We start from the raw sequence: 24,046 nt of genomic DNA, 5'->3' as shown, positions 1-24,046 counted from the left end.
GCGCATGCTGAAATCCGGAGCGGCCTCCCATTCCGCGACGAGCTCACGGACGCCGGTAAGCCCTCGTCAACGGCTGCGCTCTGAACCGATCGCAGACAGCGCGAGATGTACTACCAATGGCCCGCGCGCTTGCCTCATGGGCCATTGGTCAAGCCCGCGCGGCACTTGAGCGTACCCACTTGGCATCGGTCGAAGACCGAGGCTGATGGTATAAAGCTTCTCTGTGTTTGGATGTTTTGCCCATCGGTCCCGCGCACATGCGCTGTAAGGCCACCCGCAGCCGGTTTCGGCCTTCCTGCGGGAAAGTTCAGCCGGCCATGCTCCATGCACACCCCGCAATGCTGCAATGCATGATCGACCCTACTGCGTTGCAGCGAGAGGGCGTATCTAGGGGGGGAAAGTCGCGGAAGCAAAAGAGAAGCTTCCGCAATGTGGAGAAGACCAATGTTGCTCTGGGGTTTCCTGGCTCGCCAGTTCCGCCGGTGGCAGACGTACAATCGCACTGTCACTGAGTTGTCCAAGCTCGACGATCGCAGCCTTGCGGACATCAACGTGTCGCGCAGCGAGATTCGTTCTCTCGCCCGGCACGCCTCCGGCGCCGTTTGATCTGACGACGCCGATATAGTCTGGCCCACGGGGCCGGACGTCGATAGTGGCCCCTTTCGGGGCCATTTTCGTTTTCCGTCCGGCTCCACGGCCCACCCGCCGTCGCAGGTGATGATGACCGCAGGGGTTGAAGTTGGCGGCGCGCCTGTGGCACATGGCGTCTCCCGTCGCGCCCCCGGCCCCAAGGCCCCCCTTCCCCGGCGGAGCGGAGGAGCAATGCCCAAGTCAGCCGACCCCGTCCACGTTGTCGGCGGCGGTCTCGCCGGATCCGAGGCGGCGTGGCAGCTCGCGACCCGCGGCGTCCCGGTGGTGCTGCACGAGATGCGGCCCCAGCGCACCACCGATGCCCACCTCACCGACAGCCTCGCCGAGCTGGTCTGCTCCAATTCCTTCCGCTCCGATGATCCGGAAGGCAATGCGGTGGGCGTGCTTCATGCCGAGATGCGGCAGGCCGGCTCGCTCATTCTTTCCGCGGCCGACCGCAATCAGGTGCCTGCCGGCGGTGCTCTGGCGGTGGACCGGGACGGTTTCTCGCGCGCCGTGACTCAGGCGCTGGGAGAGCACCCCCTCATCGAGATCCGGCGCGAGGAACTCACCACCCTGCCGCCGGCCGAGTGGGACCAGGTGATCCTTGCCACCGGCCCCCTCACCTCCCCGGCGTTGGCCGAAGCGGTCCTGTCGCTGACCGGGGAAACGGCGCTGGCCTTCTTCGACGCCATCGCGCCCATCGTGCATTTCGACTCGATCGACATGGGCAAGGCCTGGTTCCAGTCGCGCTACGACAAGCCGGGACCGGGCGGCACCGGGGCGGACTACATCAACTGCCCGCTGGACGAGGCGCAGTATCACGCCTTCGTGGATGCGCTCATCGCCGGCGAGAAGGCTCCCATGCGCGACTTCGAGGCCAAGACCCCCTATTTCGACGGCTGCCTGCCCATCGAGGTGATGGCCGAGCGCGGCCGCGAGACCCTGCGGTTCGGCCCCATGAAGCCCGTGGGCCTTACCAATCCGCATAACCCGACGGTGAAGGCCTATGCCATCGTCCAGCTGCGGCAGGACAACAAGCTGGGCACGCTCTACAATATGGTGGGTTTCCAGACCAAGCTGCGCCATGGCGAGCAGGCCCGCGTCTTCCGCGCCATTCCGGGGCTGGAGAATGCCGAGTTCGCGCGGCTCGGCGGCCTGCACCGCAACACCTATCTGAACTCCCCCCGCCTGCTCGACGGCACGCTGCGGCTGAAGGCCGACCCCCGCCTGCGCTTCGCCGGCCAGATCACCGGCTGCGAGGGCTATGTGGAAAGCGCGGCCGTGGGCCTCATGGCCGGGCGCTTCGCCGCCGCCGAGCGGCACGGCGAGATGATCGTCCCGCCGCCGCTCACCACCGCCCATGGCGCGCTGCTCGCCCACATCACCGGCGGGCATGTGGAGGCGGAGGAGGCTGGATCGCCGCGCTCGTTCCAGCCCATGAACATCAATTTCGGCCTGTTCCCGCCGCTGGAGGAAGCCCCCCGCGGCGAGCCCGGCAAGCGCCTGCGTGGCGCGGAGAAGACCCTGGCCAAGAAGAAGGCCATGGCCGCCCGCGCCCTCGCCCACATGGCGGCCTGGCTCGACACGCCGGCCCGGGCGGCTTAAGAGGCGCCGATGCCGCGCATTTCGAGCCCGCCGCCCCCCGTGGAATACCACGCCGATCCGGCCCGCTTCGCCGTGGACACGGTGCTGAAGCGCGACGTCTTCTCCACCGTCGAGCGCGGCGTGTGGACCGACAGGGACGGGCGGGACTGGCCTGCCGTGCGCCGGCGCTGGAACGAGGTGTCGCTTTGGCTCGGGCCGCTGGCCCGGCGCCTCGCGGCCTTCGAGGTCCATGCGCTGGAGCGTGTCACCAGGACCGGCGTGACCACGCCGTTGCTGGCCGTGGGCCACCGCTTCCTGGTGCGCGGCTGGGTGGAGGGCGCGCCGCTGCAGATCGCGCGGCCCACGGGCGACCTTCACTTTTTCCAGTCTGCCCGCGCGGCACTGCATACGCTGCATGCCGCCGGCTATGTCCACAACGACCTCGCCAAGCAGCAGAACTGGCTGCGCGGGGCCGATGGCGAAGCCTGGCTCATGGATTTCCAGCTCGCCCTGCCCATCAGCCGGCGCTGGAAGATCGGCCGGGTGCTGGCCTATGAGGACATTCGCCACCTGCTGAAGCACAAGCGCACCTATTGCCCGCAGGCGCTCACCCCCCGCGAAAAGAAGGTGCTGGCCACCAAGAGCCTGCCCACCCGGGTGTGGATGGCCACGGGCAAGAAGGTCTACCGCTTCGTCACGCGGCGGCTCATGTCCTATTCCGATACCGAAGGGCGCGGCCCGCGGGTGACGCAGGTGGCCCCGCGCATTGCGGCGGCGCTGGCCGCCCACCCGGCCGTGGCCGAGGTGCACATGGCCGATTTCCAGACCCTGGGCGGCAAGGTGGGGCTTTATGCCTTCGTTGCCCCCCGCGGGGCGGTGACTGCGGAGGATCTGCGCGCGCATCTGGCGCAGGCGCTCCCAGACCGGCCGCATCTCGACCAGCTCCAGCTGGTGGCGGCCCTGCCCCATGGCGCCGACGGCGCGGTGCGGGACGACCTGCTGCTGCTCATCGCCCGCAACCAGATCGAGATGCTCGACGTGCTGGCGGGATCGGAGGCGGTGCGGCTCCAGGTGGCCGAGATCGCCCGCGGGCGACTCAACCTGACGGATCGGATCACCCGCCCGGCGGCGTGAGGCGGACGCGCCTCAAGAGAAGGTCAGAACCAGACCTTGCCGGCCGCGGCACGGCGCGCCCCGCGCCAAAGCGCGAACTGGCGGCGGAAGGGTGACAGCCCGGCCACGGCGCCGAACGGGTCGTTCACCCGCGCCAGTGCCTTGAGATCGCCCGCCACCAGGGCCAGCGGGAGATAGGGCGCAGCAATGGTGACTGACGGACCGAGCCGTTCGGCAGCCGCCCGCGCCGCCGCAAGGTGGCGCGTCGCCTCGGCGCGAAACTCGGCCAGCGCCGCCAGCAGTGGGGGCGAGACCTTGCCCGATACGGCCTCGTCCCGCCCGATCCCGTGGCGGGCCAGAAGGTCGAGGGGCAGGTAGCACTGGCCCCGCGCCGCATGGATGGGGAAGGCACGCATGAGCCCGGTCATGGCGATGGCGACGCCGCCGTGTCCGGAAAGGTCGCCGGTCGCGGCGGAGGCCTGCGGCGACAGCACCAGCGCCGACAGCTGGAGCAGCGCGGATGCGGTCTCGCCGGCATAGCCCTCCAGGTCCGCCACCGTGGGCATGGGATCGTCGTAGAGGTCGAAGATGCGCGCATCCACCAGCGCGGTCAGGCTGGCGCGCGGCAAGGCGAAGCGCTCCGCCGTGTCGAGCAGGGCCGCGGCCACGGGATGGCCTTCCACCTCGCCCCGCCCCTGCCCCTCGATCACCTCCCGCCACCAGGCGAGACGCACTTCGCCCGGCAGCGCCTCCCGCACCACCTCGCGCACACGCGCCACATCGAGGTTGAAGGCATAGAGGGCGAAGAGGTGGCGACGCTTGTCCTCGGGCGCGAACAAGGCGGCGAGGAAGCGGTCGCGGTCCTGCGCCCGCACCTGCTCGGCGCAATACGCATAGGCGGCGAGCGCGGCGGCGTCGGGCGCGATCTCCTCCGGCGTGGTGTCCTCCGGCATGGCCGGGGTCAGACGGCGATGAGGGCCGCGCCGACGCGGCGGCCCTCGCCGAGCAGCACATTGTAGGTGGAGGCGGCGCTTGCGGTGGGCATCAGCTCGAAGCGCAGGCCCTTCTCGCGCAGGAGCTGCTTCAGCGGCTCCTTCAGGTGCGCGGGATCGCGGCCGGTACCCAGCAGCAACAGCTCGAAGGCCCCTGCCTCGGCGAGGATCGGTGCCAGCGCGGCCGGATCCACCTCCGCCATTCGCGCCGGCGCCCAGGGGCGGATGCCCGAGGGCAGCGCGAGGATGGAGCCGGCATGGGACATGCTGGCGAAGTGGAAGAAGCTGTCCCCATAGCCGTCTATGGTGACCTGCCGGGGGAAGAAGGGCGCGCCGGCCGGGCTTGCCACCGCATCACGCCTTGGCTGGGCGGGCCGGCGGGCCCTTGCTGCCCTTGGCAGAGCCCTTCGCAGGACCCTTGCCGGACTTATTGCCGGCGGTCCTGGCCGGAGCGTTGGCCGGGGCCGGAGGCACCGGCTCGTCCAGGACCTCGGCTTCCACCTCGGCGAGCTTGGCCGCCTCGTCCACGCCCAGCACCGCTTCCGGCTCGCTCTTGGCAGGGCCGGCGACCGTCGAGGAGCGCAGGCCCAGATGGATGAGGATGGGCGCGGCCACGAAGATGGTGGAATAGGTGCCGATCACCACACCCACGGTCATCGCCAACGAGAAGCCGCGCAACACTTCGCCGCCGAAGAAATAGAGGGCGAGGGTGGCGAAGAAGGTGGTGGTGGAAACGATGATGGTCCGCGAGAAGGTCGCGTTCACCGCGATGTCGAGCAGTTCCGGCAGCGGCAGCTTCTTGTAGCGCCGCAGCATCTCGCGGATACGGTCGTACACCACCACCGTATCGTTGAGCGAATAGCCCATGATGGTGAGGATGGCGGCGATGGACGTGAGGTCGAAATCGATGCCGAAGGCCGAATAGATCATCAGGGTGACGAAGATGTCGTGCATCGTCGTCACGATGGCGCCCACGGCGAACTGCCATTCGAAGCGGAACCACAGATAGGCGAGCACCGCCACCGCGCCGAGCACGAGGGCGAGGATGGACTGGCGCACCAGTTCGCCGGACACGCTCGGGCCGACGGTTTCCACGCGGCGCACGGTGTATTCGGTGCCCAGCACGTCACGCACCTTGGTGATGATGGCCTGCTGGGCCTCGTCGGTGGTGCCGAACGCGCCGACGCGGATCAGCACATCGCGGGGCGAGCCGAATTCCTGGATCTGCACGTCGCCCACGTCGAGGTCGGTCAGGTGCTCGCGCAGGGCGCCGATGTCGGCCACCTGCTGGCTGGTCTGCGCCTCGATCAGGGTGCCGCCCCGAAAATCGATGCCCAGGTTGAAGCCATAGGTGGCGAACAGCACAACGGCGATAATGGACAGCGCCGCCGAGAACGGGAACGTCCAGTGGCGCAGGCGCATGAAGTGGATATTGGTCTGCGCCGGAATGTAATCGATCAAGGGCATGTGCGGCGGACCTTCAGATAGGCAGCTTTGCCGGCCGCCGCCACTTCACCCAATAGGCGATCATCAGCCGCGTCAGGGTATAGGCAGTGAACATGGTGGTCAGAAGGCCGAGGATATAGGTGACCGCGAACCCGCGCACGGGGCCGGACCCGCCCATGAGGAACAGGATGACGGCGGTGGCGAGGGAGGTGATGTTGGCATCAAGGATGGTGCCGAGCGCGTTCACGAACCCCTTGTCGATGGCGGAAATGGCCGAGCGGCCTTCCCGCGCCTCGTCGCGCATGCGCTCGAAGATGACGACGTTGGAATCCACCGCCATGCCGATGGTGAGCACCACGCCGGCGATGCCGGGCAGGGTCAGCGTCGCCCCCAGCACCGACTGGAGCGCGAACATGAGCATGATGTGGACGGCGAGCGCCACCAGGGCAAACAGGCCGAACAGGCCGTAGACGGCGACCATGAACACCGCCACCAGCGCGGTCGCCACATAGGCGGCCACCTTGCCGGCATGGATGGAATCAGCGCCCAGGCTCGGACCCACGGTGCGCTCTTCCACCACCCGGAGCGGGGCGGGCAGCGCGCCGGCGCGCAGCAGGATGGCGAGGTCGTTGGCCTGCTGCACGGTGAAGGAACCGGAGATCTGCCCCGAGCCGCCGAGGATGGGCTCGCGGATCACCGGTGCGGAAATCACCTGATTGTCGAGCACGATGGCGAACGGCCGGCCCACCGCGTCCTGGGTGGTGGCGGCGAAGCGCCGGGCGCCATTGTTGTTGAAGCGGAACGAAACGATGGGCTCGCGGGTGTTCTGGTCGAAGCCCGGCTGGGCGTCCACCAGGTCCTCACCGGAGACGCGCACCTGCTTCTCGACGAGATAGGGCTGGCCGTCCTGGCCCTGCAGCACTTCGGATTCCGGTGGCGGGCGGCCTTCCTGCGCCTGCTGCGGCGACATGGATTGGTCCACCATGCGGAACGAGAGCTTGGCGGTCTGGCCCAAAAGGTTCTTCAGCCGCTGCGGGTCCTGAAGGCCAGGCACCTGCACCAGGATGCGGTCGAGGCCCTGGCGCTGGATATTGGGCTCCACCGTGCCGAGCTGGTCGATACGGCGGCGGATGATCTCGATGGACTGCTCCACCGCCGAGCGCATACGGGCGTTGAGGCCGGCCTCGCTCAGCTGCACCGTCACGGCGCCATCGGCACTGGAGGAGACCAGCAGGTCCATCTCGCCGGAGGAATTGCCGAACAGCGCGTTGGTCACCGGCGCCGCCAGCTTGCGCAATTCTGCGACCGCCTTCTGGGTGTCGGCGGGATCGCGCAGGCGCAGGCTCACCGAGGTGTCGCGCAAGGCGAGATTGGAATAGCCGATCTTCTGGTCGCGCAGGACGCGGCGGATCTCGTCGCGCACCTGCTCGGTGCGCTCCTTGCGCAGCGCCGATCCATCCACCTCGAGCAGGATGTGCGAGCCGCCCTGAAGGTCGAGCCCCAGCGTCACGCGGCTGGAGGCCAGCCACGTGGGCAGGTACGCCAGCGCGCTCTGGGGCAGGACGTTGGGCAGCGCGAACAAGAGTCCCACGGCGATGGTGAGGAGGATCGCCGTGGTCTTGAGGCGGGAGAAGTGCAGCATGTCGCGCGTTTATCTCAAAAAGGAATCGGGCGGCAGCTCACGCCGCGGGCGCTTCGTCCTTGGCCGGTTCGCCCTTGGCGCGGACGGTGGCGATCTGCGTGCGCAGCTGACGCACGCGGACGTTGTCGGCGATCTGAAGCTCGATCTCCGCCTCGTCCACCACGCGGGTCACCTTGCCCACGAGGCCGCCGGCGGTGACGATCACGTCGCCACGACGCAGGGCACCGACCATTTCCTGGTGGGCCTTGGCGCGCTTCTGCTGCGGCCGCAGGATGAGGAAATACATCACCACGAAGATGAGCAGGAACGGAGCAAGCTGAATGAGCATGTCGGCCCCGCCGCCGGCTCCCGTGGCGCCTTGGGCGAAAGCGGGCGTAATGAACATTTGCGTCCTCGTTCAGTCGGTGGTGGGAATCCGTGCCGCACCGGGGCTCCGGCAGGGCGGCGGGACTATAGCGGCCGGCCCGTCGAATGCAAACGAGGGGCCGGGGCAATCACGGAACTGTTGAAAAGGCGAGGCGCGCAGCAAGCCGGACCGACGTGCCGCGCAGCCTCGAGATAGGCTGATACCACCTGCCGGGACGAGGCGCCGGCCTGTGCGGCGCGAAGGAGACCAGCCCATGGACGAGGAAACCTATGGCCGCGCCGTCGCCGTGCTCGCAGCCTTTCGCGCCCGCGGCCTGACCCTCGCCACCGCGGAATCCTGCACCGGCGGCCTTGTGGCCGGGGCGCTGACCGAGGTGCCGGGCTCTTCCGACGTGGTGGACCGCGGCTTCGTCACCTATTCCAACGCCGCCAAGACGGCCATGCTCGGCGTGAGCGAGGCGATCCTCGCCGCCCATGGCGCCGTGAGCGAGGAAACCGCCCGCGCCATGGCGCAGGGTGCGCTGAAGGCGGCCGGCGTGGACGCGGCAGTGGCCATCACCGGCATCGCCGGGCCGGGCGGCGGCTCGGCGCAAAAGCCGGTGGGCCTGGTGCATTTCGCCTGCGCCCGCAAGGATGGCACCGTGGAGCACCTTGAAAAGCGCTTCGGCGAAATCGGCCGCGGGGAGATTCGCCGCTTCTCCGTGCTGGAAGCGCTGGACCTCCTCGCCCGCGCGGCGTCCTGACGCGGACAGGCGGGCATTTGCGCAGGTCCCCTACCCGTCCTTGATGGCCCCGAGGAACTGGCTGCCGTAGCGCGTGAGCTTGGCCTCGCCGATGCCGGAAATCATGCCCAGCGCCTTCATGGACTCAGGCTTCAGCTCGGCCAGGGCCATCAGCGTGGTGTCGTGGAAGATCACATAGGGCGGCACGCCCTGGGCGCGGGCGATCTCCAGCCGCAGCGCCTTGAGCTTGCGGAACAAGGCCTCGTCCGCCGGGTCCGACAGCACCGGCCCCGGCCCGCGCGAACCGCCGGTGACGCGGGCCGGGCGGGGGCGCGCCTCCGCCTTCAGTTCCACCTTCTCGGCGCCGCGCAGCACGGCGCGGCATTTCTCGGTGAGGCCGAGGCTACCGTGGCCCTCCACGTCCACCCACAGATGGCCCATGGCCACCAATTGGCGGACGATGGCGCGCCACTCGTCCCGCGAGAAATCCTTGCCGATGCCGAAGGTGGAGAGCTTCTCGTGGCCGAACTTCAGCACCTTCTCGTTGGCCTCGCCCTTGAGCACGTCGATGACGTGGCCGGCGCCAAAGCGTTCGCCGGTGCGGTAGACGCAGGACAACAGCTTCTGCGCCGCCTCGGTCCCATCGAAGGTGCGCGGCGGCGACAGGCAGGTGTCGCAATTGCCGCAGGGCTCGGAGAGGTCTTCCTCGAAATATTTCAGCAGCACCTGACGGCGGCAGCTGACGGTCTCGCACAGGCCGAGCAGCGCATCGAGCTTGCCGCGCTCCACGCGCTTCCTCGCCTCGGGCGAATCGGACGATTCCACGAACTGGATCAGCTTGGCCACGTCCTCCACGCCGTAGAGCAGCAGGGCTTCGGAGGGCAGGCCGTCGCGGCCGGCGCGGCCGGTTTCCTGGTAATAGGCCTCGATGCTTTTGGGCAGGTCGAGATGGACCACGAAGCGCACGTCCGGCTTGTCGATGCCCATGCCGAAGGCGACGGTGGCCACCATCACCACCCCCTCCTCCTTCAGGAAGCGGTCCTGGTGGCGGGCGCGGGTGTCGGCATCGAGGCCGGCGTGGTAGGGCAGCGCGGTGCGGCCTTCGGTGGAGAGGATTTCGGCGGTGGCCTCCACCTTCGCCCGGCTCATGCAATAGACGATGCCCGCCTCGTCCGCGTGCGCGTCGAGGAAGGCCCGCAGCTGGGCCCTCGGATTGGCTTTCGGCTCGATGCGGTAGCGGATGTTGGGCCGGTCGAAGGAGGAAAGGAAGACCCTGCCCTCGTCCAGCGCCAGCCGCTCCATGATCTCGCGGCGGGTGGGGCCGTCCGCCGTGGCGGTGAGCGCGAGCCGCGGCACGCCGGGGAAGCGCTCGTGCAGGATCGTGAGCTGGCGGTATTCGGGCCGGAAATCATGCCCCCACTGGGACACGCAGTGCGCCTCGTCGATGGCGAACAAGGCGATGCGCGCACCGTCCAGCAGGGTGAGGAAGCTGTCGGTCAGGAGCCGCTCGGGCGCCACATAGAGCAAATCGAGGTCGCCCATGGCGAGCGCCCGCTCCACCTGCCGCGCCTCGCCGGGGGCGAGCGAGGAATTGAGCATGGCCGCCTTCACGCCCAGCTGGCGCAGGGCCTGCACCTGGTCGTGCATCAGCGCGATGAGCGGCGAGACGACGATGGCGGTGCCCGGCCGCACCAGCGCCGGCACCTGATAGCACAGGGACTTGCCGCCGCCCGTGGGCATCAACACCAGGGCATCGCCCCCTGCGGCCACGTGCTCCACGATCTCCTTCTGATGCCCGCGAAAGGCCTCGTAGCCAAAGACCTGGCGCAGGATGCGGAGCGGATCGGAATCGGGGGCAGCTTCAAAGGCGGGCATGGCGCCTTATAGACCCGTCGGCCGTGCGGGCAATGCGGGCCAAGGCCGCGCCGCAGCTGCCGCGCCGCAGCTTGAGGCAGGCAAGGCTGCGCGGCACTGTCTTCGAACTGTTGCGATCAGGTCGTAGTCAGCGGGGTTGACGATCCGGCTCCATCGGCCCGAAACGGCCGTGCCGCCCCATGCGAGCCGGATTCCCAAGTCGCGCGCCGGACCCCGATCCGGCAGGGGAAGGCGGTGCCATGCGAAAATCCCAGATCGTCGAAGAGCTTGGCGAAGGCGAATTGCTGCTTCCCGCCCTTATCGAGGCGGCGCTGCAGGCCAACGACCGCGCCAAGCTGCGCATGACCGCGCTGCAGGAAGCCGTGGCCCACGCCAAGGCACCGCTGCGTCCGGTCCGTCCCATGGATGCGGAGGCCCGCGCCGCCGGCGCCGCCGAGGACGGGCTTGATGCGACCGTCGCCGGCGCCCAGCTGGTGGAGGGCGGCGGCTACGCCATTCCCGGCGCCCGCCGGCTGATGGACGCTATCCTTGACGACATCTCCGCCATGGCCGCGCCCCTCGACGCGGCGCGCAGTCCTGCGGCGTCGGGCTTTTCCGGGCGCCTCGCCGCCTTGCATGCGGCCTTCGCCGGCATCGCCGGTGACGTGCTGGAGGAGCCGGCCCTGGTGCGCCTCACCTCCGCGCGCCGCGGCGGCGAGGACAGCGCCCACCTTGTCGTCATGGACCTGCACAAGGCGCTCAACCAGCTGTCCGCAACCATTGCCGCGGAGACCATCGCCGGGGCCCGCGCGCTCGGCGTGCTGGCGGAAGACCATGGCCGCATCGAAGCCTTCATGGCCGGCCTCAACCGCACCCGCCGCCTCGCCTTCGGCCATCCCGGGCTTGACACCACGGCCAGCCGCTCGGGCGCGCGCCTGATCCTGCAGAACGACATCGGCACCACCGATGCCCATGTGATCATCGTGGCGGTGGAGGGGCTCAACGCCACCGTCACCTACACCGACGTGCACCGCTCTCGGGCGAAATTCTTCATCTCCCTGTTCCGGGACTTTTCCGCCACCTGGACGCCGCTGGCCGAGCGCAGCGTGGAAGGCCTTGCCGACGGCGGGCGCTTCTTCCTGGTGACGGGGCGGTTTGCGGCGCGCGACGCGGCCGATCTCGATGCCTTCCTCACCGCCGTGGGCGCGCACCTCGTCTTCCTCATCGACTGGAACAAGGCGCGCAAGGCGCTCCAGACCTTCGTGGACAAGGCCACGGCCATCCGCCTCCTCACCGATGCCGCGCGCGCCCGTTTCGGCCACCGGGCCTTCCTGGAGCTGGGCGGGGCGGAGCTGATCTTCGATGCGGTCCGGCGCAGTGCCGAGGGCCGAGTGCCCTATGGCGCCCGCCTCGACCGGGTGCTGGGCGCCGGCGCGGTGGCGCGGCTGCTGGGCGAGGTGCTGCGCCTCACCAGCGAGGGGCTCGGCGCCCAGCGCTCGGTCCGGCTCATCAAGGACGAGGTCCGCGCGGAACTGGCCCGCAGCTTCGGCTCGGCCGAGCAGGAAGTGCTGGCCCTGGCGCTCACACAGCTCGGCCTTGCCCGCATGCTGGCCGCCGAAGTGGCCGAAGCCCTCGACGAGCCTGCAGACGGGAACGTCGGCATCCGCGCCGCCTTCCAGCGGCGGGCCAAGAAGCTGGAGGAAAAGGCCGACCGGCAGGTGCTGGCGGCGCGTGATCTGGCGAGCGGCCCCTTCGGCCGGGGCCGACGCTTCCTGCCGCTCACCGAATCGGTGGAAGAAGCGACCGACGCTTTCGAGGAAGCCGCCTTCCTGCTCGGCACCCAATCCCGGCGGGAGGCCACGAACACCGCCGCGCCCCTCGGCGAGCTGGTGACCGTGGCCATGGCCTGCTGCGGCGATCTGGTCCGCGCCGTGGCCGCCGCCTGCGAGGGACCGGCCGGCCGGCGCGAGGACATCACCGATGCCCTTGAAGCCATCGACGCGGTGATGGAAGGCGAACGCCGCGCCGATGCCGCCCATCGCCGGGTTCTGGCGGCGGCCCTCGGTGAACCGGCACCGGTGCCGGCGTCCGCGCTGGTGGCGACCATGGAGGTCGCCCGCGCCATGGAGGCCGGCACCGACCACCTCGCCCGCGCCGCCCTGGCGCTGCGAGCCTGTGTCCTGGAGGAGGTGGGATCGTGACGACCCTTAGCGCGCGCCTGTCCGAGGCGGACCACCCCCACGGCTCCCACGGGGCGGCCTCACCCCTCATCGGCTTCATCGGTCCCGGCGGCGATACCGCGCCCCTTTCCGCCCACGCCTTCGGCTCCAAGGCGGCGCAGCTCTGGCGCATGAACGCCCTCGGCCTCAACGTGCCGCCGGCCTTCGTGCTCTCCACCGCCCTGTGCGGCAAGGCGCACGCGGAAAAGCGCATCGGCGCCCTGCTGGAACAGGGCATCGCCTATCTCGAACGCGTCACCGCCCGCGGCTTCGGCGACCGGCGGCGGCCGCTGCTCGTCTCGGTGCGGTCGGGGGCGGAAAAGTCCATGCCCGGCATGCTGGAGACGGTGCTGGACGTGGGCATGACCGCCGCGACCACCCGCGGCCTCATGCGCCTTTACGGCAATCCGCGGCTTGCGGCCGATTGCCGGCGCCGCTTCATCGAGGGCTATTGCGAGGTGGTGGCCGGCCTGCCGCGCGGCCCGTTCGAAGAGGTGCTGCGCGCCGTCCTGGCGGCGGAGGAGGTCGCATCCGACCGGGAGCTGGATCCCGAGGCGCTGGACCGGCTGGGCGGCCGCTATCTCGATCTCGCCCGCGAGCGCTTCGATGCCACTGTCCCCGAGGAGCCCATGGACCAGCTGCGGGCGGCGGCCGAGGCCGTGTTCCGCTCCTGGGATGCGCCCAAGGCGCAGGAATATCGGTGCCTCAACCATCTGGAGGACCTGTCCGGCACGGCGGTGACGGTGCAGGCCATGGTGTTCGGCAATGCCAGTGCCCGCTCGGGCTCCGGCGTCGCCTTCTCCCGCGATCCCGCCACCGGTGCGCCGGGCCTTTATGCGGACATGCTGTTCGAGGCCCAGGGCGAGGACGTGGTGTCCGGCCGCCGCCAGCCGGTGGGGCTCGGCCGGCTCCAGGCCATGCTGCCGGATGTGGCGGCACAGCTTGCCGATGGCGTCGGCGCGTTGGAATCGGCCTATCGCGACGTGCAGGACGTGGAATTCACCTTCGAGGACGGCCGCCTGTTCTTCCTCCAGACCCGTTCCGCCAAGCGCACGCCCCGCGCGGCGCTGAAAATCGCGGTGGACCTCGTGGCCGAGGGGATGCGGACCGAAGCGGAAGGCCTCGCCTTGCTCGACGGCATCGACCTGTCGCAGGTGGGGACCACGCACTTCACCGGGACGGCGGAGGTGGCCGCGCGGGGCGTCGCCGCCTCGCCGGGCACGGTCAGCGGGCAGATCGCCTTCGACGGCGAGGCTGCCAAGCGCCTGTCGGAAGGCGGCGAGCCCGTCATTCTCGTGCGGCCGGACGTGGCGACCGACGACATCGCCGGCATGGCACTGGCGGCCGGCGTGCTCACCCGCGTCGGCGGGCGCACCGCCCACGCGGCGGTGGTTGCCCGTCAGCTCGGGCGGGTCTGCGTGGTGGGGTGTTCAGCCCTCGCCATCGATCTCGACGCCCGCAGCGCGCGCCTCGGATCCATTGAGGTCCGGGAAGGGGACTGGCTGTCGCTGGACGGCGACGAAGGAACGGTCTTCGTCGGCCGCCGCGAGAGTGTCGTGGACCGTCCCGAGGCGGACCTCGCCACGGTGGCGGGCTGGACGGCGCGCGCGGGATAGCGGCCGTTCAGCCGAGAGCGCGATCCGATCAGTTCGCGGTGCGGGCTGATCGGCGCTAGCTAGCGCTTGCGTTCGGATGGGCTGAAATTGCTCGCGTGCCCCTCCCGCGCCGCCTGGGCGCGCCACACCTTGGCGGCGGCGGCCAGCTTGCCGTCGGGCGCGATGCGACCGATGGTCCGTTCCATCTTCTGGCCGCCGCAGGACGGGCAGACGGGCGTTTCCGACGCGCCCACGAGCAGTTCGGTACCCTTGTCGCAATCGGGACAATGAAAGTTGTAGAGCGGCACCGCCGAACCTCCGTTCCTGCCACGTTCACGTCCGGCACAACGCCCGCAAATCATTGATTTGACGTGCGATTACACCAAGGACGCGCGGTCGCGCGCCACACCGTCGTCGCCCGGTGCGGCTGCGCCTTGTGTCCAAGAAGCAGGAAACGGGCCAGATCTGGCCAAGGACGGATCTAGCCAGGGTCCGGCGAGCCTCGTTCGCCGGACCCTGGTTCAGCCCGCGCCGCGCTTCAGCGAAACCCGCACGGCGCCGGTCGCACAGACCGGGCCGATGGCTTCACTCTTCGGTCTCGATGCCCAGCACCTGCTCCAGCACGCCGGCGGGGTCCGCGTCCGTCATCAGCGCCGTGCCGATGAGCAGGGCCTTCGCCCCGGCGGCACCGAGCCGCTCGCGGTCGGCGGCGGTGCCGAGGCCGCCTTCCGCCACCACCAGCGCCTTGTTGGCGGGAATGAGCGGGATCAGCGTCTCGCAGGTGCCGGGCTTAAGCTCGAAGGTGTGGATGTTGCGGTTGCTGACGCAGATGAAATCCGCCCCGGCGGCCAGCGCGGCTTCCACCTCCTGCGGGGTGTGGACCTGCACCAGCGCATCCATGGCGACGGAGGCCGCGCGCTCGCGGAATTCGGCAAGCTGCGGGCCGAGCAGGGCGGCGGAAAGCATCACCGCATCGGCGCCGGCCAGCCGCGCCTCAAGGATCTGGTAGACGTCGAAGATGATGTCTTGCGCCAGCAGCGGGATATTCACGGCGTCGCGCACCGTGGCGAGGTCCGAATAGGAGCCGCGGAAGGCCTGCCGCTCCACCGCCACCGACAGCGCCGCCGCCCCGACCGCCTCGAAATCCTCGGCCAGCGGCTTGTAGGGCACCATGGTGCGGAAGGAGGGATCGAACGGCGAACCGCCCTTCAGTTCGGCGATGATGCCCGGCGCGCCGTTGGTCTTGAAGGAGGCGGCAAGGGCGCCCTGGAAGCCGCGGGTCATGGGCATGTCGCCGACCTTGCCCTGGATCTGGCCGAGGGAGCGGCGGACCTTGGCCTTCGCGAGCTGGTCGCGGCGCTGGAGGATGAACGGCTTGAGCGGGCTGAGGTCTGGCAAAATCATGAAGGAACGTCCGTCTCCTACGGGGCAAAGGCGCCCCGGCGCGAAAAAAGCCCCTTGAACTTCCCAGATTTTGCCGCGCTTCGCCACCGTCGCGGTTGGGGCGCGGCATGGTTTCCTCTTCCCTCGGGCGCCATGATGAGCGATCGTGGTTGATATTGTTCGCCCGAAAGATTTTTTGAGATGTTCACCCGCGTCTGCAAAGCAGAAACCCTGCCCGAAGGTGGCATGCGGCTCGTGATCGCCGACAGCCACCTCATCGTCCTGGCCTGGCCCGAGGATGGGGAAATCAAGGCGTTCCAAGGCGTCTGCCCCCATTCCAACACGCCGCTCAACGAGGCCGAGTTCGACGGCACCGTGATCACCTGCCCGCTCCATTTCTGGACCTGGGACCTCAACAGCGGCGATCCTATCGAGCCGAAGGAATGCCCGCTCGCCCAGTATCCGGTGAAGGTGGAGGACGGCGTCGTCTATATCGACACCGAGGGCGTCACGCCCCTCTTTGCGGCCCCCTGAGCGGGGTCCGGGCAGTCCCTGACCTGATCGAGACAGAGGCCGTCCTTCTGCCGGGAGCGTACCGCTCCGGGGCGGAACGGTCCAAGCCGGAGTTTGAGCCGTGACAGAGGAAACCGCCGTTATCGTCGGCGCCGGCAAGGGCCTCAGCGCCGCCCTGGCCCGTCGTCTCGCCAAGGACGGCTTTCGCGTCGTTCTCGTCGCCCGCGACGTGGAGAAGCTCGCCCCCCTCGTGGCGGAGACCGGGGGGCATGCCATCTCCGCCGATGCGCAGAGCCCGCCGGCCGTCGAAGCCATGTTCGCCGAGGTGGACCGGACCTTCGGGACGTCCGACCTCGTGGTCTTCAACGCCGCCATGCGCTATCGCGGCCCCATCGAGGTGCTGGATCCCGTCGACGTGATGGACACCTATGCGGTCGGCGCCTTCGCCGGCTTTGTCACCGCGCAGGCGGCGGCGCGGCGCATGCTCCAGCGCGGCACCGGGTCCATCTTCTTCACCGGCGCCACCGCCAGCGTGAAGGCGATGCCCCACTCGGTGCCCTTCGCCATGGCCAAGTTCGCCCTGCGCGCCCTCGCCCAGGGCCTCGCCCGGGAACTGGGACCGCGCGGCATCCACGTGGCCCATTTCATCATCGACGGCGGCATCGCCTCATCCTGGGCGACGCAGGGGGAGGCCGGGCCGCCGGACAAGTGGCTCGATCCCGCCGCCATCGCCGAGACCTACCTGGCCGTGCACCGCCAGCATCGCTCCGCCTGGACCTCGGAAATGGAACTGCGCCCCTGGGTCGAGACCTTCTGATCGGCCTTCCCGCTAGCCCCTCTTGCCACCCCCTCTTGCCGAGCGTTGTGAGCGGCCTGCGGGCGTGCCATCTTCCCCCTCTTGCAGGAGATCCCGGGTTTGCTGACGCATCCGGGTCTCTTTTGATCGAGAGCACGCGCCGAACGGGCGTGGCCGGCGGACCCTGCGAAGCGCCGGCGTGAAGGGGGAGAGGACACTTGGCGTATTCCTTGGTGAGCGGACGCCAGATCAAGGCCGCGCGGGCCCTGCTCGGCTGGCCGCGCAGCGAACTGGCGGACCGCGCCGGCGTCACCGCTCCGACGGTGAAGGTGGTGGAGCGTGATTCGGGCGTGCTGGACGAACTGGCCTCGACCCGTGCCCGCCTGTGCAACGTGCTCGCGGCGGAGGGGGTGGCCTTCCTCAACGGCGGCGCCATCGGCGTGCAGATCACCCCGAAGGACGAGGGCCTGCGCACCGAAGACCTCAACGCCTCCAACGACGATTGAGCCAAGCCATGATCCTGCACAAAGTCGCCGCGCGGCACTGGATTCTCGTCGCGATCATCCTGGTGATCGCCACGCTCGCCTATCTCGGCAGCTGGTCCTGAGAGCCTGTTTGAAAATTCGCTCGCATGAGCGCCTGTTGCCCTCGCAAGCGCTTTATCACCGTCATGGCCGGGCTTGACCCGGCCATCCACGCGGAGAGGCTGGGCAGAGCTTTCGTAGGTGAGCGCAAGCGGCGCGGCGTGGATGCCCGGGTCAAGCCCGGGCATGACGGGGGTGATCGCGATCGTGCCCTTTCGAATTTCCAAACAGGCTCTGAGGACCGGTCGCCGGTCTTCGACCGGTGCCGAGAGGCTTCGCTCAGGCGCGCCACGCGGGCTTGATGCCTTACTCCACCAGCAGCAGGGCGAAGCCGTCATAGCCCTTGGCGCCCACGGTCTGCACCGCGGTGGCGGACAGGCGCGGGTCGGCGCCCACCAGGTCGAAGAGGCGCCGCACGCCGATGACGTTGGCGTCGGTGCTCTGCGCATCCAGCACATGGCCGCCGCGCACCACATTGTCGCAGACGATGACCGTGCCCGGACGCGACAGCCGCAGCGCCCAGTGGAGATAATCCGGATTGCTGGGCTTGTCGGCGTCGATGAAGACGAGGTCGAACGGCCCCTGCCCTTCCGCCTCCAGCTGCGGCAGGGTGTCGATGGCGCGGCCCACCCGCAGGTCCACCTTGTCGGAAAGGCCGGCGCGGGCGAGGTTGGCGCGCGCCACCTCGGCGTGGCGCGGCTCGAATTCCAGCGTCACCAGCCTGCCGTCCGCCGGCAGGGCACGGGCGAGGAAGATGGCGCTGTAGCCGCCCAGGGTGCCGATCTCCAGGATGCGCTTCGCCCCGATCATGCGGGCGAACAGATGCAGCATCTGACCCTGCGCCGCCGACACGGAGATGGCCGGCAGCCCCGCCTCGGAAGAGGCCGAAAGCACCTCGTCCAGCACCGGATCGGCGGGCAGCAGGCGCTCGACGAAATAGGCGTCCAACTCGGTCCAGAGGGTCGCGCTCATGGTCCCGTCTCCGTGCCTTCCGGGGATTTCAGTACGTCAGTCCAAACCGCGTTAGTCCTGGTCGCTTTCGCGCGCGGCGCGGATGGAGAGCACCGCATAGGCCACCACCAGGGCCAGTTCCACCAAAGTGAACAGCAGGAGCCGGGTCATGCCCGCCGGCGCCCAGGCGCCGAGCACCACCTGCGCCAGCGTGGCGATGAGCCACAGCACCACCGCCCACCCCGCCCTCAGCCACAGCCCGACGCCGGCGATGGGATCGACGATGGCGGCCCAGACGATGGCCGCCTGCGCCGCCATGGGCATGGCCTCGAAGCGGCTTTCCGGCCCGTCGCCGATGCCGAGGATCACCGCCCAGTGGATAATGCCCTCGATGAGCAGGAAGGCGGCGACGCCGCGCAGGAACAGGAACAGCCGCCGCCGCCAGGGCGTCAGTTTCTCCCACTGGGCGCGGGCGCTGGCATCAATGGGATCGTAATGGCTCATGCGCCGGGTGCCAGTAATTCCAGTTCGGTGGGGATGGGATCGAAATGCGCCGCAATGACGGCGCTGTCCACCTCATCGAGCCGCGCCGGCTGCCATTTGGGGGCATTGTCGCGGTCCACCAGCACGGCGCGCACGCCCTCGTAGAAATCGTGACCGGCCATGACGCGCGTCACCACCCGCAGTTCCAGCTTCAGGCAGGCGCCAAGATCCAGCGCCCCGCCCCGGCGCATCTGCTCCATGGCGATGCACAGGCTGGTGGGGGACCTCAGGCGCATCTCCCGCGCCGTGGCGGCGGCGAATTCCCCAAGGGTCCCGCCGGCCGCCGCTGCGTCATCGAGCGCGGCGAGGATGGCGGCCACGTCGGGGCGGCCGAACGCGTCGGCGATGAAATCGGCGCGGTCGGCGAAGGCGCCCGGCCCCGGATCGATGCGATGGTCGGCCAGGATGCGGTCCACATCGCCACCGGCGACCAGGGCTTCCTCCAGCGCGGGGAAGGCGGTGGAGGGGACCACGTCGGTGGCGAGCCCGCAGGCATAAGCCTCGGCGGCGCGGATGCGGGTGCCGGTCAAAGCCAGGAACACGCCGAAGGCGCCCGGCAGGCGCGGCAGCACATGGGTGCCGCCCACATCCGGGAACAGGCCGATATTCACCTCCGGCATGGCGAACAGATAGCGATCGCCGGCCACCCGGTGCGCCCCATGGGCGGAGAGGCCGAAGCCGCCGCCCATGCAGATGCCGTCGATGAGCGCCACATAGGGCTTGGGAAAGCTGCCGATATAGTCGTTGAGGACATATTCCTCGCGGAAGAAGCCGAGCGCCTCGTCGGCGCGGCCGGCAAGGCCCATGTCGTAGATGGAGCGCACGTCACCACCGGCGCAGAAGGCCTTTTCGCCCGCGCCCTTGATGACGACACGGGTGACGGCGGGGTCGTTCGCCCAGGCCCGCAGGCGCGGCAGGATCTCGCGCACCATGGCAAGGTTGAGGGCGTTGAGCGCCTTGGGCCGGTTGAGGGTGATGACGCCGGCGGCGCCCTTCACTTCCAGCAGAACCTCAGGTTCCGATGCCACTGCGCCTCTCCCCTTTGCCGCCATGTTGCCGCTGAGCGGCTCCCCGGCAGGGTTAGACGCGGCCCCGGGCACCGTCAACGCGACGGCGCGCACTTCCACCGTGCGCGGCTGCACATCCCGGCCAAGATGCCCCCGCCCCTCGCGGGTCAGTGCCCGGGCGGGTATAAGGAGCGCAGCGCGCCCGCAGACGGGCGCCCTTGAACAACGAGCGCACCATGGCCTTCACCACGCCCCGCATCCGTCCCGTTTCCGAAGCCGAGCCGGCGCATGCTCCGGGCCTCGACCTCGTCCACCGCCCGCGGCGCAACCGCAAGACCGACTGGGCGCGGCGGCTGGTGCGTGAGAACACCCTCACCGTCGACGACCTGATCTGGCCGATCTTTGTCATGAACGGCACCGCCACGCGCGCGCCCATCCCCTCCATGCCCGGGGTGGAGCGCCTGACCGTGGACGAGGCGGTGCGCGCAGCGGAAATGGCCGCCAGGCTGAGGATCCCCGCGCTCGCCATCTTCCCTTACGTGGACCCGACCCTGCGTGATCCCGTGGGCAGCGAGGCGCTGAACACCAACAATCTCGTCTGCCAGGCCCTGCGCGCCATCAAGGCCGAGATCCCCGAGATCGGGCTCATCACCGATGTCGCGCTCGATCCCTTCACCAGCCACGGCCATGACGGCCTGCTGGAGGACGGGCGCATCCTCAATGACGAGACCGTGGAAATCCTGGTGCAGCAGGCGGTGGTGCAGGCGCAGGCCGGGGCGGACGTGATCGCCCCCTCCGACATGATGGACGGCCGCATCGGCGCCATCCGCGCCGGGCTGGACGCGGCGGGCTTCACCGACGTGCAGATCATGTCCTACGCCGCCAAGTATGCGTCGGCCTTCTACGGCCCGTTCCGCGACGCCATCGGCACCGCCAAGACCCTCTCCGGCGACAAGCGCACCTACCAGATGGACCCCGGCAACGGGCTGGAAGCCATCCGCGAGGCCGCCCTCGACGTGGAGGAAGGCGCCGACATGCTCATGGTGAAGCCGGGCCTGCCCTATCTCGATATCGTCTACCGGCTGAAGGAGGCCTTCGGCCTGCCCACCTTCGCCTATCAGGTGTCCGGCGAATACGCGATGATCGAAGGCGCCATCCGCAACGGCTGGGTGGACGGCGACCGCATCGTCCCGGAGAGCCTGCTCGCCTTCAAGCGCGCCGGCGCCGACGGCATCCTCACCTATTTCGCGCCGCGCGTCGCCGAGCGGCTGGCCGCGCAGGGGTGAGCCCCGCGCCGGGAGAGACAAGATGACAGCCCCCGCCGTCGCCGAAAGCGACCTGAACGGCGACCTTCCCGTAACCCTCGCGGACGTGGAGGCGGCGCGGACGCTGGTGCGCGGCGCGGTGTTGCACACGCCCACCCTGCACGCCCCGCGCCTGTCCGCCCTCACCGGCGCGGACGTGTATGTGAAGTATGAGAATCTCCAGGTCACCGCCTCGTTCAAGGAGCGCGGCGCGCTGGTGAAGCTGGCGCGCCTCACCCCCGAGGAGGCGCGGCGGGGCGTTGTCGCCATGTCGGCGGGCAACCATGCCCAGGCGGTGGCCTATCACGGCACGCGGCTGAAGATTTCCACTCTTATCGTCATGCCGGAGACCACCCCGCAGGTGAAGGTGGCCGCCACGGAAGCCTTCGGCGCCGAGGTGGTGCTGTATGGCGAGACGGTGGCCGATGCCTTCGAGGAGGCCACGCGCATCTCCAAGGCGCAGGGCCGCATCTTCGTCCACCCCTATGACGACGTGGACGTGATCGCCGGCCAGGGCTCGCTGGCGCTGGAGATGATGGAGGACGGTCCGGCCTTCGACGCCGTGGTGGTGCCCATCGGCGGCGGCGGGCTCATCGCCGGCATGGCGCTGGCCTTCGCCGGGCGCTCGCCGGCGACCCAGGTGGTGGGGGTGGAGGCCCAGCTCTATCCCGCCATGTGGTCGGCCATGACCGGAGAGGCGCGGCCCTGCGGCGGGCCGACGCTGGCCGAGGGCATCGCGGTGCGCGACGTGGGCGTGCTGACATCGCAGGTGGTGCGGCGCCTGGTGCCCCATGTGGTTCTGGTGGACGAGACCGCGCTGGAGCGGGCGGTGAACGCCTTCCTCATGCACCAGAAGACGCTGGCGGAAGGCGCCGGCGCCGCGGGCCTTGCCGCCCTCCTCGCCGAGCCCGAGCGCTTCCGCGGCAAGACGGTGGGGCTCGTCGTCTCCGGCGGCAACATCGACCCGCGCATGATCGCCGGCATCCTGCTGCGCGAGCTGGAGCGCGAAGAGCGTATCGTTTCCTTCCGCCTGACCATTCTCGACCGGCCGGGCATGCTGGGGCGCATCGCCACGCTGCTCGGCAAGCTGGGCGCCAACATCCTGGAGGTGCACCACCGGCGCACCTTCCTCGACGTGCCGGCCAAGGGCACCCGGCTCGACCTCACCGTGGAGACCCGCGACCAGGCCCATGCCGAGCTGATCCAGAGGGCGCTGGAAGGCGAGGGCCTGCCGGTGCAGCGCCTGGGCGCCGGAGGCGCGGATTGGTGAGTTGCGCCGGAGGAGCGGATTGGTGATGGGCGCCGGAGGCGCCGACTGGTGATGAGCGCCGGCGGCGCGGATTGGTGACGCACGCCTGAGGCGCGATCTTGCGCCGCAGGCCGGGCCACACCACTTGAATGTGTCGGAAGGAGCTTTCGACCCATGAGCAACACCAGCGACACGTCCCGCCAGCCGCCGTCCTATGGCTATCCGGACGGTGCGCGTCCCAGCGCCTATGATCCGGTGACCCAGCCGGAATATTTCGAGGGCGTGCTGTCCCGCCGGCTCATGGCCTTCCTCGTGGATGCCATGATTATCGTCGGCGCGGTGGTGCTCTTCTATGTCTTCGTCCTGGTGATGGGGATTGTGACGTTCGGCCTGAGCTGGATCGCCTTTTTCTTCATCTGGCCGACCTTCGTGATTGTGGCGCTCACCTACAACGCCGTCACCCTCGGCTCGCCGGCCTCGGCCACCTTGGGCATGCGACTCATGGATCTGGAAATGCGCACCTGGTACGGCGCGCCCTGCTATTCGGTGCTGGCCGCCGTGCATGCGGTGTGCTTCTGGGTGTCGGTCTCCATATTCACGCCGTTCGTGCTGCTGGTTGCCCTGTTCAACGACCGGCGCCGGCTGCTGCACGATTTCCTCGCTGGAACCGTGGTGGTGAACAACGCCATCCGCGCGGATTCCCTGCGGCGCCGGCCTTGATTTTTAGCCGCAATCCCACCTTCGGCTTTGACCTCGTCCAGCGCAGCGGCGATGCTGTCTTTTCCTGAGGCAAGAGCGCCGTGAGCGAACACCAGCGCGATACACCGCAATTCTATCTCACGGCCCCCTCCCCCTGCCCCTACCTGCCGGGGCGGGAGGAGCGGAAGGTGTTCACCCACCTTGTCGGCGACAAGGCCGCCAGCCTCAACGACGTGCTCACCCAGGGCGGATTCCGGCGCAGCCAGTCCATCGCCTACCGGCCGGCGTGCGAGGGCTGCAAGGCCTGCGTTTCGGTGCGCATCTGCGTGGACGACTTCACGGCGAGCCGCAGCTTCCGCCGGGTCCAGGCGGACAATGCGGACCTCATCGGCCAGATCAAGCCGGCGACCCCCTCGTCCGAGCAATACGCCCTGTTCCGCAGCTATGTCACCGGCCGCCACGGCACCGGCGGCATGGCCGACATGAGCGTGCTCGACTACGCCATGATGGTGGAGGACACCCACGTCCACACCCGTCTGGTGGAATACCGCAAGCGCGGGCCGGACAGCCGCATCATTCCCCGCGGCACCGGTGACCTGATGGCGGTGGCGCTGACGGACGTGCTCGTCGACGGCCTGTCCATGGTCTATTCCTTCTACAATCCGCAGGTGCAGGACCGCTCCCTCGGCACGTTCCTGATCCTCGACCACATCACACGGGCGCGGCAGATGGGGCTGCCCTATGTCTATCTCGGCTATTGGGTTCAGGGCTCGCGCAAGATGGACTATAAGCGCCGCTACCTGCCCCAGGAGCGCCTGACGCCGCACGGCTGGGAGCGGGTGGAAAAATAG

General features: G+C 69.3%; 24 protein-coding genes. 13 read left to right on the top strand and 11 right to left on the bottom strand.

Annotated elements, in window-relative coordinates:
* Nucleotides 1-444: 444 nt before the first annotated feature.
* The 3 genes from V5F48_RS07290 to V5F48_RS07280 all read left to right on the top strand — a co-directional run bounded on the left by V5F48_RS07290 (nucleotide 445) and on the right by V5F48_RS07280 (nucleotide 3,351).
* The gene (locus V5F48_RS07290) at nucleotides 445-606 is read left to right on the top strand and encodes a DUF1127 domain-containing protein (RefSeq protein WP_394108327.1); all 162 of its coding nucleotides are present in this window, start codon (nucleotides 445-447) and stop codon (nucleotides 604-606) included.
* Between the two features lie 216 nt (nucleotides 607-822).
* On the top strand, nucleotides 823-2,238 hold the full coding sequence (gene trmFO, locus V5F48_RS07285; protein WP_394258160.1) for a methylenetetrahydrofolate--tRNA-(uracil(54)-C(5))-methyltransferase (FADH(2)-oxidizing) TrmFO: 1,416 nt from the start codon (nucleotides 823-825) through the stop codon (nucleotides 2,236-2,238).
* A gap of 9 nt (nucleotides 2,239-2,247) precedes the next feature.
* Nucleotides 2,248-3,351 (top strand): serine/threonine protein kinase, encoded by a 1,104-nt coding sequence (locus V5F48_RS07280; protein ID WP_394258159.1) that lies wholly within the window; start codon nucleotides 2,248-2,250, stop codon nucleotides 3,349-3,351.
* Nucleotides 3,352-3,374: 23 nt separating this feature from the next.
* Here V5F48_RS07280 and V5F48_RS07275 read toward each other — a convergent pair whose 3' ends face one another.
* From V5F48_RS07275 to yajC, 5 genes are read right to left on the bottom strand one after another with little or no spacing between them, the layout of a single operon-like run.
* Entirely contained in the window at nucleotides 3,375-4,283 is a 909-nt protein-coding gene (locus V5F48_RS07275) for a phytoene/squalene synthase family protein (RefSeq protein WP_394258158.1), read from the bottom strand.
* Nucleotides 4,284-4,291: 8 nt separating this feature from the next.
* On the bottom strand, nucleotides 4,292-4,672 hold the full coding sequence (locus V5F48_RS07270) for an Mth938-like domain-containing protein (protein ID WP_394108323.1): 381 nt from the start codon (nucleotides 4,670-4,672) through the stop codon (nucleotides 4,292-4,294).
* A gap of 4 nt (nucleotides 4,673-4,676) precedes the next feature.
* Complete coding sequence (gene secF / locus V5F48_RS07265; protein ID WP_394258157.1) at nucleotides 4,677-5,789, bottom strand: protein translocase subunit SecF; 1,113 nt, start codon at nucleotides 5,787-5,789, stop codon at nucleotides 4,677-4,679.
* 13 nt (nucleotides 5,790-5,802) lie between these two features.
* Nucleotides 5,803-7,410 (bottom strand): protein translocase subunit SecD, encoded by a 1,608-nt coding sequence (gene secD / locus V5F48_RS07260; protein ID WP_394258156.1) that lies wholly within the window; start codon nucleotides 7,408-7,410, stop codon nucleotides 5,803-5,805.
* A gap of 37 nt (nucleotides 7,411-7,447) precedes the next feature.
* Nucleotides 7,448-7,795: a preprotein translocase subunit YajC gene (yajC, locus tag V5F48_RS07255; RefSeq protein WP_138398576.1), complete on the bottom strand. Its 348-nt coding sequence runs from the start codon at nucleotides 7,793-7,795 to the stop codon at nucleotides 7,448-7,450.
* A gap of 235 nt (nucleotides 7,796-8,030) precedes the next feature.
* On the opposite strand from yajC, the gene V5F48_RS07250 reads away from it, so the two are divergent.
* Entirely contained in the window at nucleotides 8,031-8,519 is a 489-nt protein-coding gene (locus V5F48_RS07250) for a CinA family protein (protein WP_394258155.1), read from the top strand.
* Nucleotides 8,520-8,549: 30 nt separating this feature from the next.
* On the opposite strand, the gene recQ is transcribed toward V5F48_RS07250, so the two are convergent.
* Nucleotides 8,550-10,373 carry a DNA helicase RecQ gene (gene recQ, locus V5F48_RS07245; RefSeq protein ID WP_394258154.1) on the bottom strand — a complete coding sequence of 608 codons (1,824 nt, stop codon included), beginning with the start codon at nucleotides 10,371-10,373 and terminating at the stop codon, nucleotides 8,550-8,552.
* 239 nt (nucleotides 10,374-10,612) lie between these two features.
* On the opposite strand from recQ, the gene V5F48_RS07240 reads away from it, so the two are divergent.
* Nucleotides 10,613-12,553 carry a hypothetical protein gene (locus V5F48_RS07240; protein WP_394258153.1) on the top strand — a complete coding sequence of 647 codons (1,941 nt, stop codon included), beginning with the start codon at nucleotides 10,613-10,615 and terminating at the stop codon, nucleotides 12,551-12,553.
* A complete protein-coding gene (locus V5F48_RS07235; RefSeq protein WP_394258152.1) occupies nucleotides 12,550-14,187 on the top strand; it encodes a PEP/pyruvate-binding domain-containing protein in 1,638 nt (545 codons plus the stop codon). The genes V5F48_RS07240 and V5F48_RS07235 overlap by 4 nt, the downstream gene beginning before the upstream one ends.
* Nucleotides 14,188-14,246: 59 nt before the next feature.
* On the opposite strand, the gene V5F48_RS07230 is transcribed toward V5F48_RS07235, so the two are convergent.
* Both V5F48_RS07230 and V5F48_RS07225 read right to left on the bottom strand, forming a co-directional pair.
* On the bottom strand, nucleotides 14,247-14,474 hold the full coding sequence (locus V5F48_RS07230; RefSeq protein ID WP_394108316.1) for an FmdB family zinc ribbon protein: 228 nt from the start codon (nucleotides 14,472-14,474) through the stop codon (nucleotides 14,247-14,249).
* Between the two features lie 277 nt (nucleotides 14,475-14,751).
* Complete coding sequence (locus V5F48_RS07225) at nucleotides 14,752-15,570, bottom strand: indole-3-glycerol phosphate synthase TrpC (RefSeq protein ID WP_394258151.1); 819 nt, start codon at nucleotides 15,568-15,570, stop codon at nucleotides 14,752-14,754.
* Between the two features lie 180 nt (nucleotides 15,571-15,750).
* On the opposite strand from V5F48_RS07225, the gene V5F48_RS07220 reads away from it, so the two are divergent.
* The 3 genes from V5F48_RS07220 to V5F48_RS07210 all read left to right on the top strand — a co-directional run bounded on the left by V5F48_RS07220 (nucleotide 15,751) and on the right by V5F48_RS07210 (nucleotide 17,364).
* Nucleotides 15,751-16,083 carry a Rieske 2Fe-2S domain-containing protein gene (locus V5F48_RS07220; protein WP_394258150.1) on the top strand — a complete coding sequence of 111 codons (333 nt, stop codon included), beginning with the start codon at nucleotides 15,751-15,753 and terminating at the stop codon, nucleotides 16,081-16,083.
* Between the two features lie 100 nt (nucleotides 16,084-16,183).
* Nucleotides 16,184-16,879 (top strand): SDR family NAD(P)-dependent oxidoreductase, encoded by a 696-nt coding sequence (locus V5F48_RS07215; protein WP_394258149.1) that lies wholly within the window; start codon nucleotides 16,184-16,186, stop codon nucleotides 16,877-16,879.
* A gap of 197 nt (nucleotides 16,880-17,076) precedes the next feature.
* Complete coding sequence (locus V5F48_RS07210; RefSeq protein ID WP_394108312.1) at nucleotides 17,077-17,364, top strand: helix-turn-helix domain-containing protein; 288 nt, start codon at nucleotides 17,077-17,079, stop codon at nucleotides 17,362-17,364.
* 384 nt (nucleotides 17,365-17,748) lie between these two features.
* Here V5F48_RS07210 and V5F48_RS07205 read toward each other — a convergent pair whose 3' ends face one another.
* Genes V5F48_RS07205 through V5F48_RS07195 form a run of 3 tightly spaced genes read right to left on the bottom strand, consistent with a single transcriptional unit; the run spans nucleotide 17,749 to nucleotide 19,964 of the window.
* Nucleotides 17,749-18,414, bottom strand: coding sequence for an O-methyltransferase (locus V5F48_RS07205; RefSeq protein ID WP_394258148.1), 666 nt, complete (start codon nucleotides 18,412-18,414; stop codon nucleotides 17,749-17,751).
* 51 nt (nucleotides 18,415-18,465) lie between these two features.
* Nucleotides 18,466-18,897 (bottom strand): DUF6163 family protein, encoded by a 432-nt coding sequence (locus V5F48_RS07200; protein ID WP_394108310.1) that lies wholly within the window; start codon nucleotides 18,895-18,897, stop codon nucleotides 18,466-18,468.
* A complete protein-coding gene (locus tag V5F48_RS07195) occupies nucleotides 18,894-19,964 on the bottom strand; it encodes an enoyl-CoA hydratase/isomerase family protein (protein WP_394258147.1) in 1,071 nt (356 codons plus the stop codon). Before V5F48_RS07195 ends, V5F48_RS07200 begins: the two co-directional genes overlap by 4 nt.
* A 215-nt stretch (nucleotides 19,965-20,179) precedes the next feature.
* On the opposite strand from V5F48_RS07195, the gene hemB reads away from it, so the two are divergent.
* The 4 genes from hemB to V5F48_RS07175 all read left to right on the top strand — a co-directional run bounded on the left by hemB (nucleotide 20,180) and on the right by V5F48_RS07175 (nucleotide 24,046).
* Complete coding sequence (gene hemB / locus V5F48_RS07190) at nucleotides 20,180-21,229, top strand: porphobilinogen synthase (protein ID WP_394108308.1); 1,050 nt, start codon at nucleotides 20,180-20,182, stop codon at nucleotides 21,227-21,229.
* A 22-nt stretch (nucleotides 21,230-21,251) separates the two neighbouring features.
* Nucleotides 21,252-22,517 (top strand): threonine ammonia-lyase, encoded by a 1,266-nt coding sequence (locus tag V5F48_RS07185; RefSeq protein ID WP_394258146.1) that lies wholly within the window; start codon nucleotides 21,252-21,254, stop codon nucleotides 22,515-22,517.
* A 153-nt stretch (nucleotides 22,518-22,670) separates the two neighbouring features.
* Nucleotides 22,671-23,216 (top strand): RDD family protein, encoded by a 546-nt coding sequence (locus V5F48_RS07180; protein ID WP_394108306.1) that lies wholly within the window; start codon nucleotides 22,671-22,673, stop codon nucleotides 23,214-23,216.
* Nucleotides 23,217-23,296: 80 nt separating this feature from the next.
* Nucleotides 23,297-24,046, top strand: coding sequence for an arginyltransferase (locus V5F48_RS07175; protein ID WP_394258145.1), 750 nt, complete (start codon nucleotides 23,297-23,299; stop codon nucleotides 24,044-24,046).

It is taken from the genome of Xanthobacter autotrophicus ATCC 700552 (assembly GCF_043194565.1).
GTDB classification, from domain to species: Bacteria; Pseudomonadota; Alphaproteobacteria; order Rhizobiales; family Xanthobacteraceae; genus Xanthobacter; species Xanthobacter autotrophicus_F.
The sequence above is the reverse complement of the archived record's forward strand: the minus strand, read 5'-3'. Positions and strand labels throughout refer to the sequence as shown.

Excerpts from the sequence above, each read along its gene's own strand:
- V5F48_RS07250 (WP_394258155.1), top strand. The coding sequence starts at position 8,031 with ATGGACGAGGAAACCTATGGCCGCGCCGTCGCCGTGCTCGCAGCCTTT.
- trmFO (WP_394258160.1), top strand. The coding sequence starts at position 823 with ATGCCCAAGTCAGCCGACCCCGTCCACGTTGTCGGCGGCGGTCTCGCC.
- secF (WP_394258157.1), bottom strand. The coding sequence starts at position 5,789 with ATGCCCTTGATCGATTACATTCCGGCGCAGACCAATATCCACTTCATG.
- V5F48_RS07200 (WP_394108310.1), bottom strand. The coding sequence starts at position 18,897 with ATGAGCCATTACGATCCCATTGATGCCAGCGCCCGCGCCCAGTGGGAG.
- V5F48_RS07220 (WP_394258150.1), top strand. The coding sequence starts at position 15,751 with ATGTTCACCCGCGTCTGCAAAGCAGAAACCCTGCCCGAAGGTGGCATG.
- hemB (WP_394108308.1), top strand. The coding sequence starts at position 20,180 with ATGGCCTTCACCACGCCCCGCATCCGTCCCGTTTCCGAAGCCGAGCCG.
- recQ (WP_394258154.1), bottom strand. The coding sequence starts at position 10,373 with ATGCCCGCCTTTGAAGCTGCCCCCGATTCCGATCCGCTCCGCATCCTG.
- V5F48_RS07240 (WP_394258153.1), top strand. The coding sequence starts at position 10,613 with ATGCGAAAATCCCAGATCGTCGAAGAGCTTGGCGAAGGCGAATTGCTG.
- V5F48_RS07275 (WP_394258158.1), bottom strand. The coding sequence starts at position 4,283 with ATGCCGGAGGACACCACGCCGGAGGAGATCGCGCCCGACGCCGCCGCG.
- V5F48_RS07205 (WP_394258148.1), bottom strand. The coding sequence starts at position 18,414 with ATGAGCGCGACCCTCTGGACCGAGTTGGACGCCTATTTCGTCGAGCGC.
- V5F48_RS07225 (WP_394258151.1), bottom strand. The coding sequence starts at position 15,570 with ATGATTTTGCCAGACCTCAGCCCGCTCAAGCCGTTCATCCTCCAGCGC.
- yajC (WP_138398576.1), bottom strand. The coding sequence starts at position 7,795 with ATGTTCATTACGCCCGCTTTCGCCCAAGGCGCCACGGGAGCCGGCGGC.
- secD (WP_394258156.1), bottom strand. The coding sequence starts at position 7,410 with ATGCTGCACTTCTCCCGCCTCAAGACCACGGCGATCCTCCTCACCATC.
- V5F48_RS07280 (WP_394258159.1), top strand. The coding sequence starts at position 2,248 with ATGCCGCGCATTTCGAGCCCGCCGCCCCCCGTGGAATACCACGCCGAT.
- V5F48_RS07185 (WP_394258146.1), top strand. The coding sequence starts at position 21,252 with ATGACAGCCCCCGCCGTCGCCGAAAGCGACCTGAACGGCGACCTTCCC.
- V5F48_RS07180 (WP_394108306.1), top strand. The coding sequence starts at position 22,671 with ATGAGCAACACCAGCGACACGTCCCGCCAGCCGCCGTCCTATGGCTAT.
- V5F48_RS07290 (WP_394108327.1), top strand. The coding sequence starts at position 445 with ATGTTGCTCTGGGGTTTCCTGGCTCGCCAGTTCCGCCGGTGGCAGACG.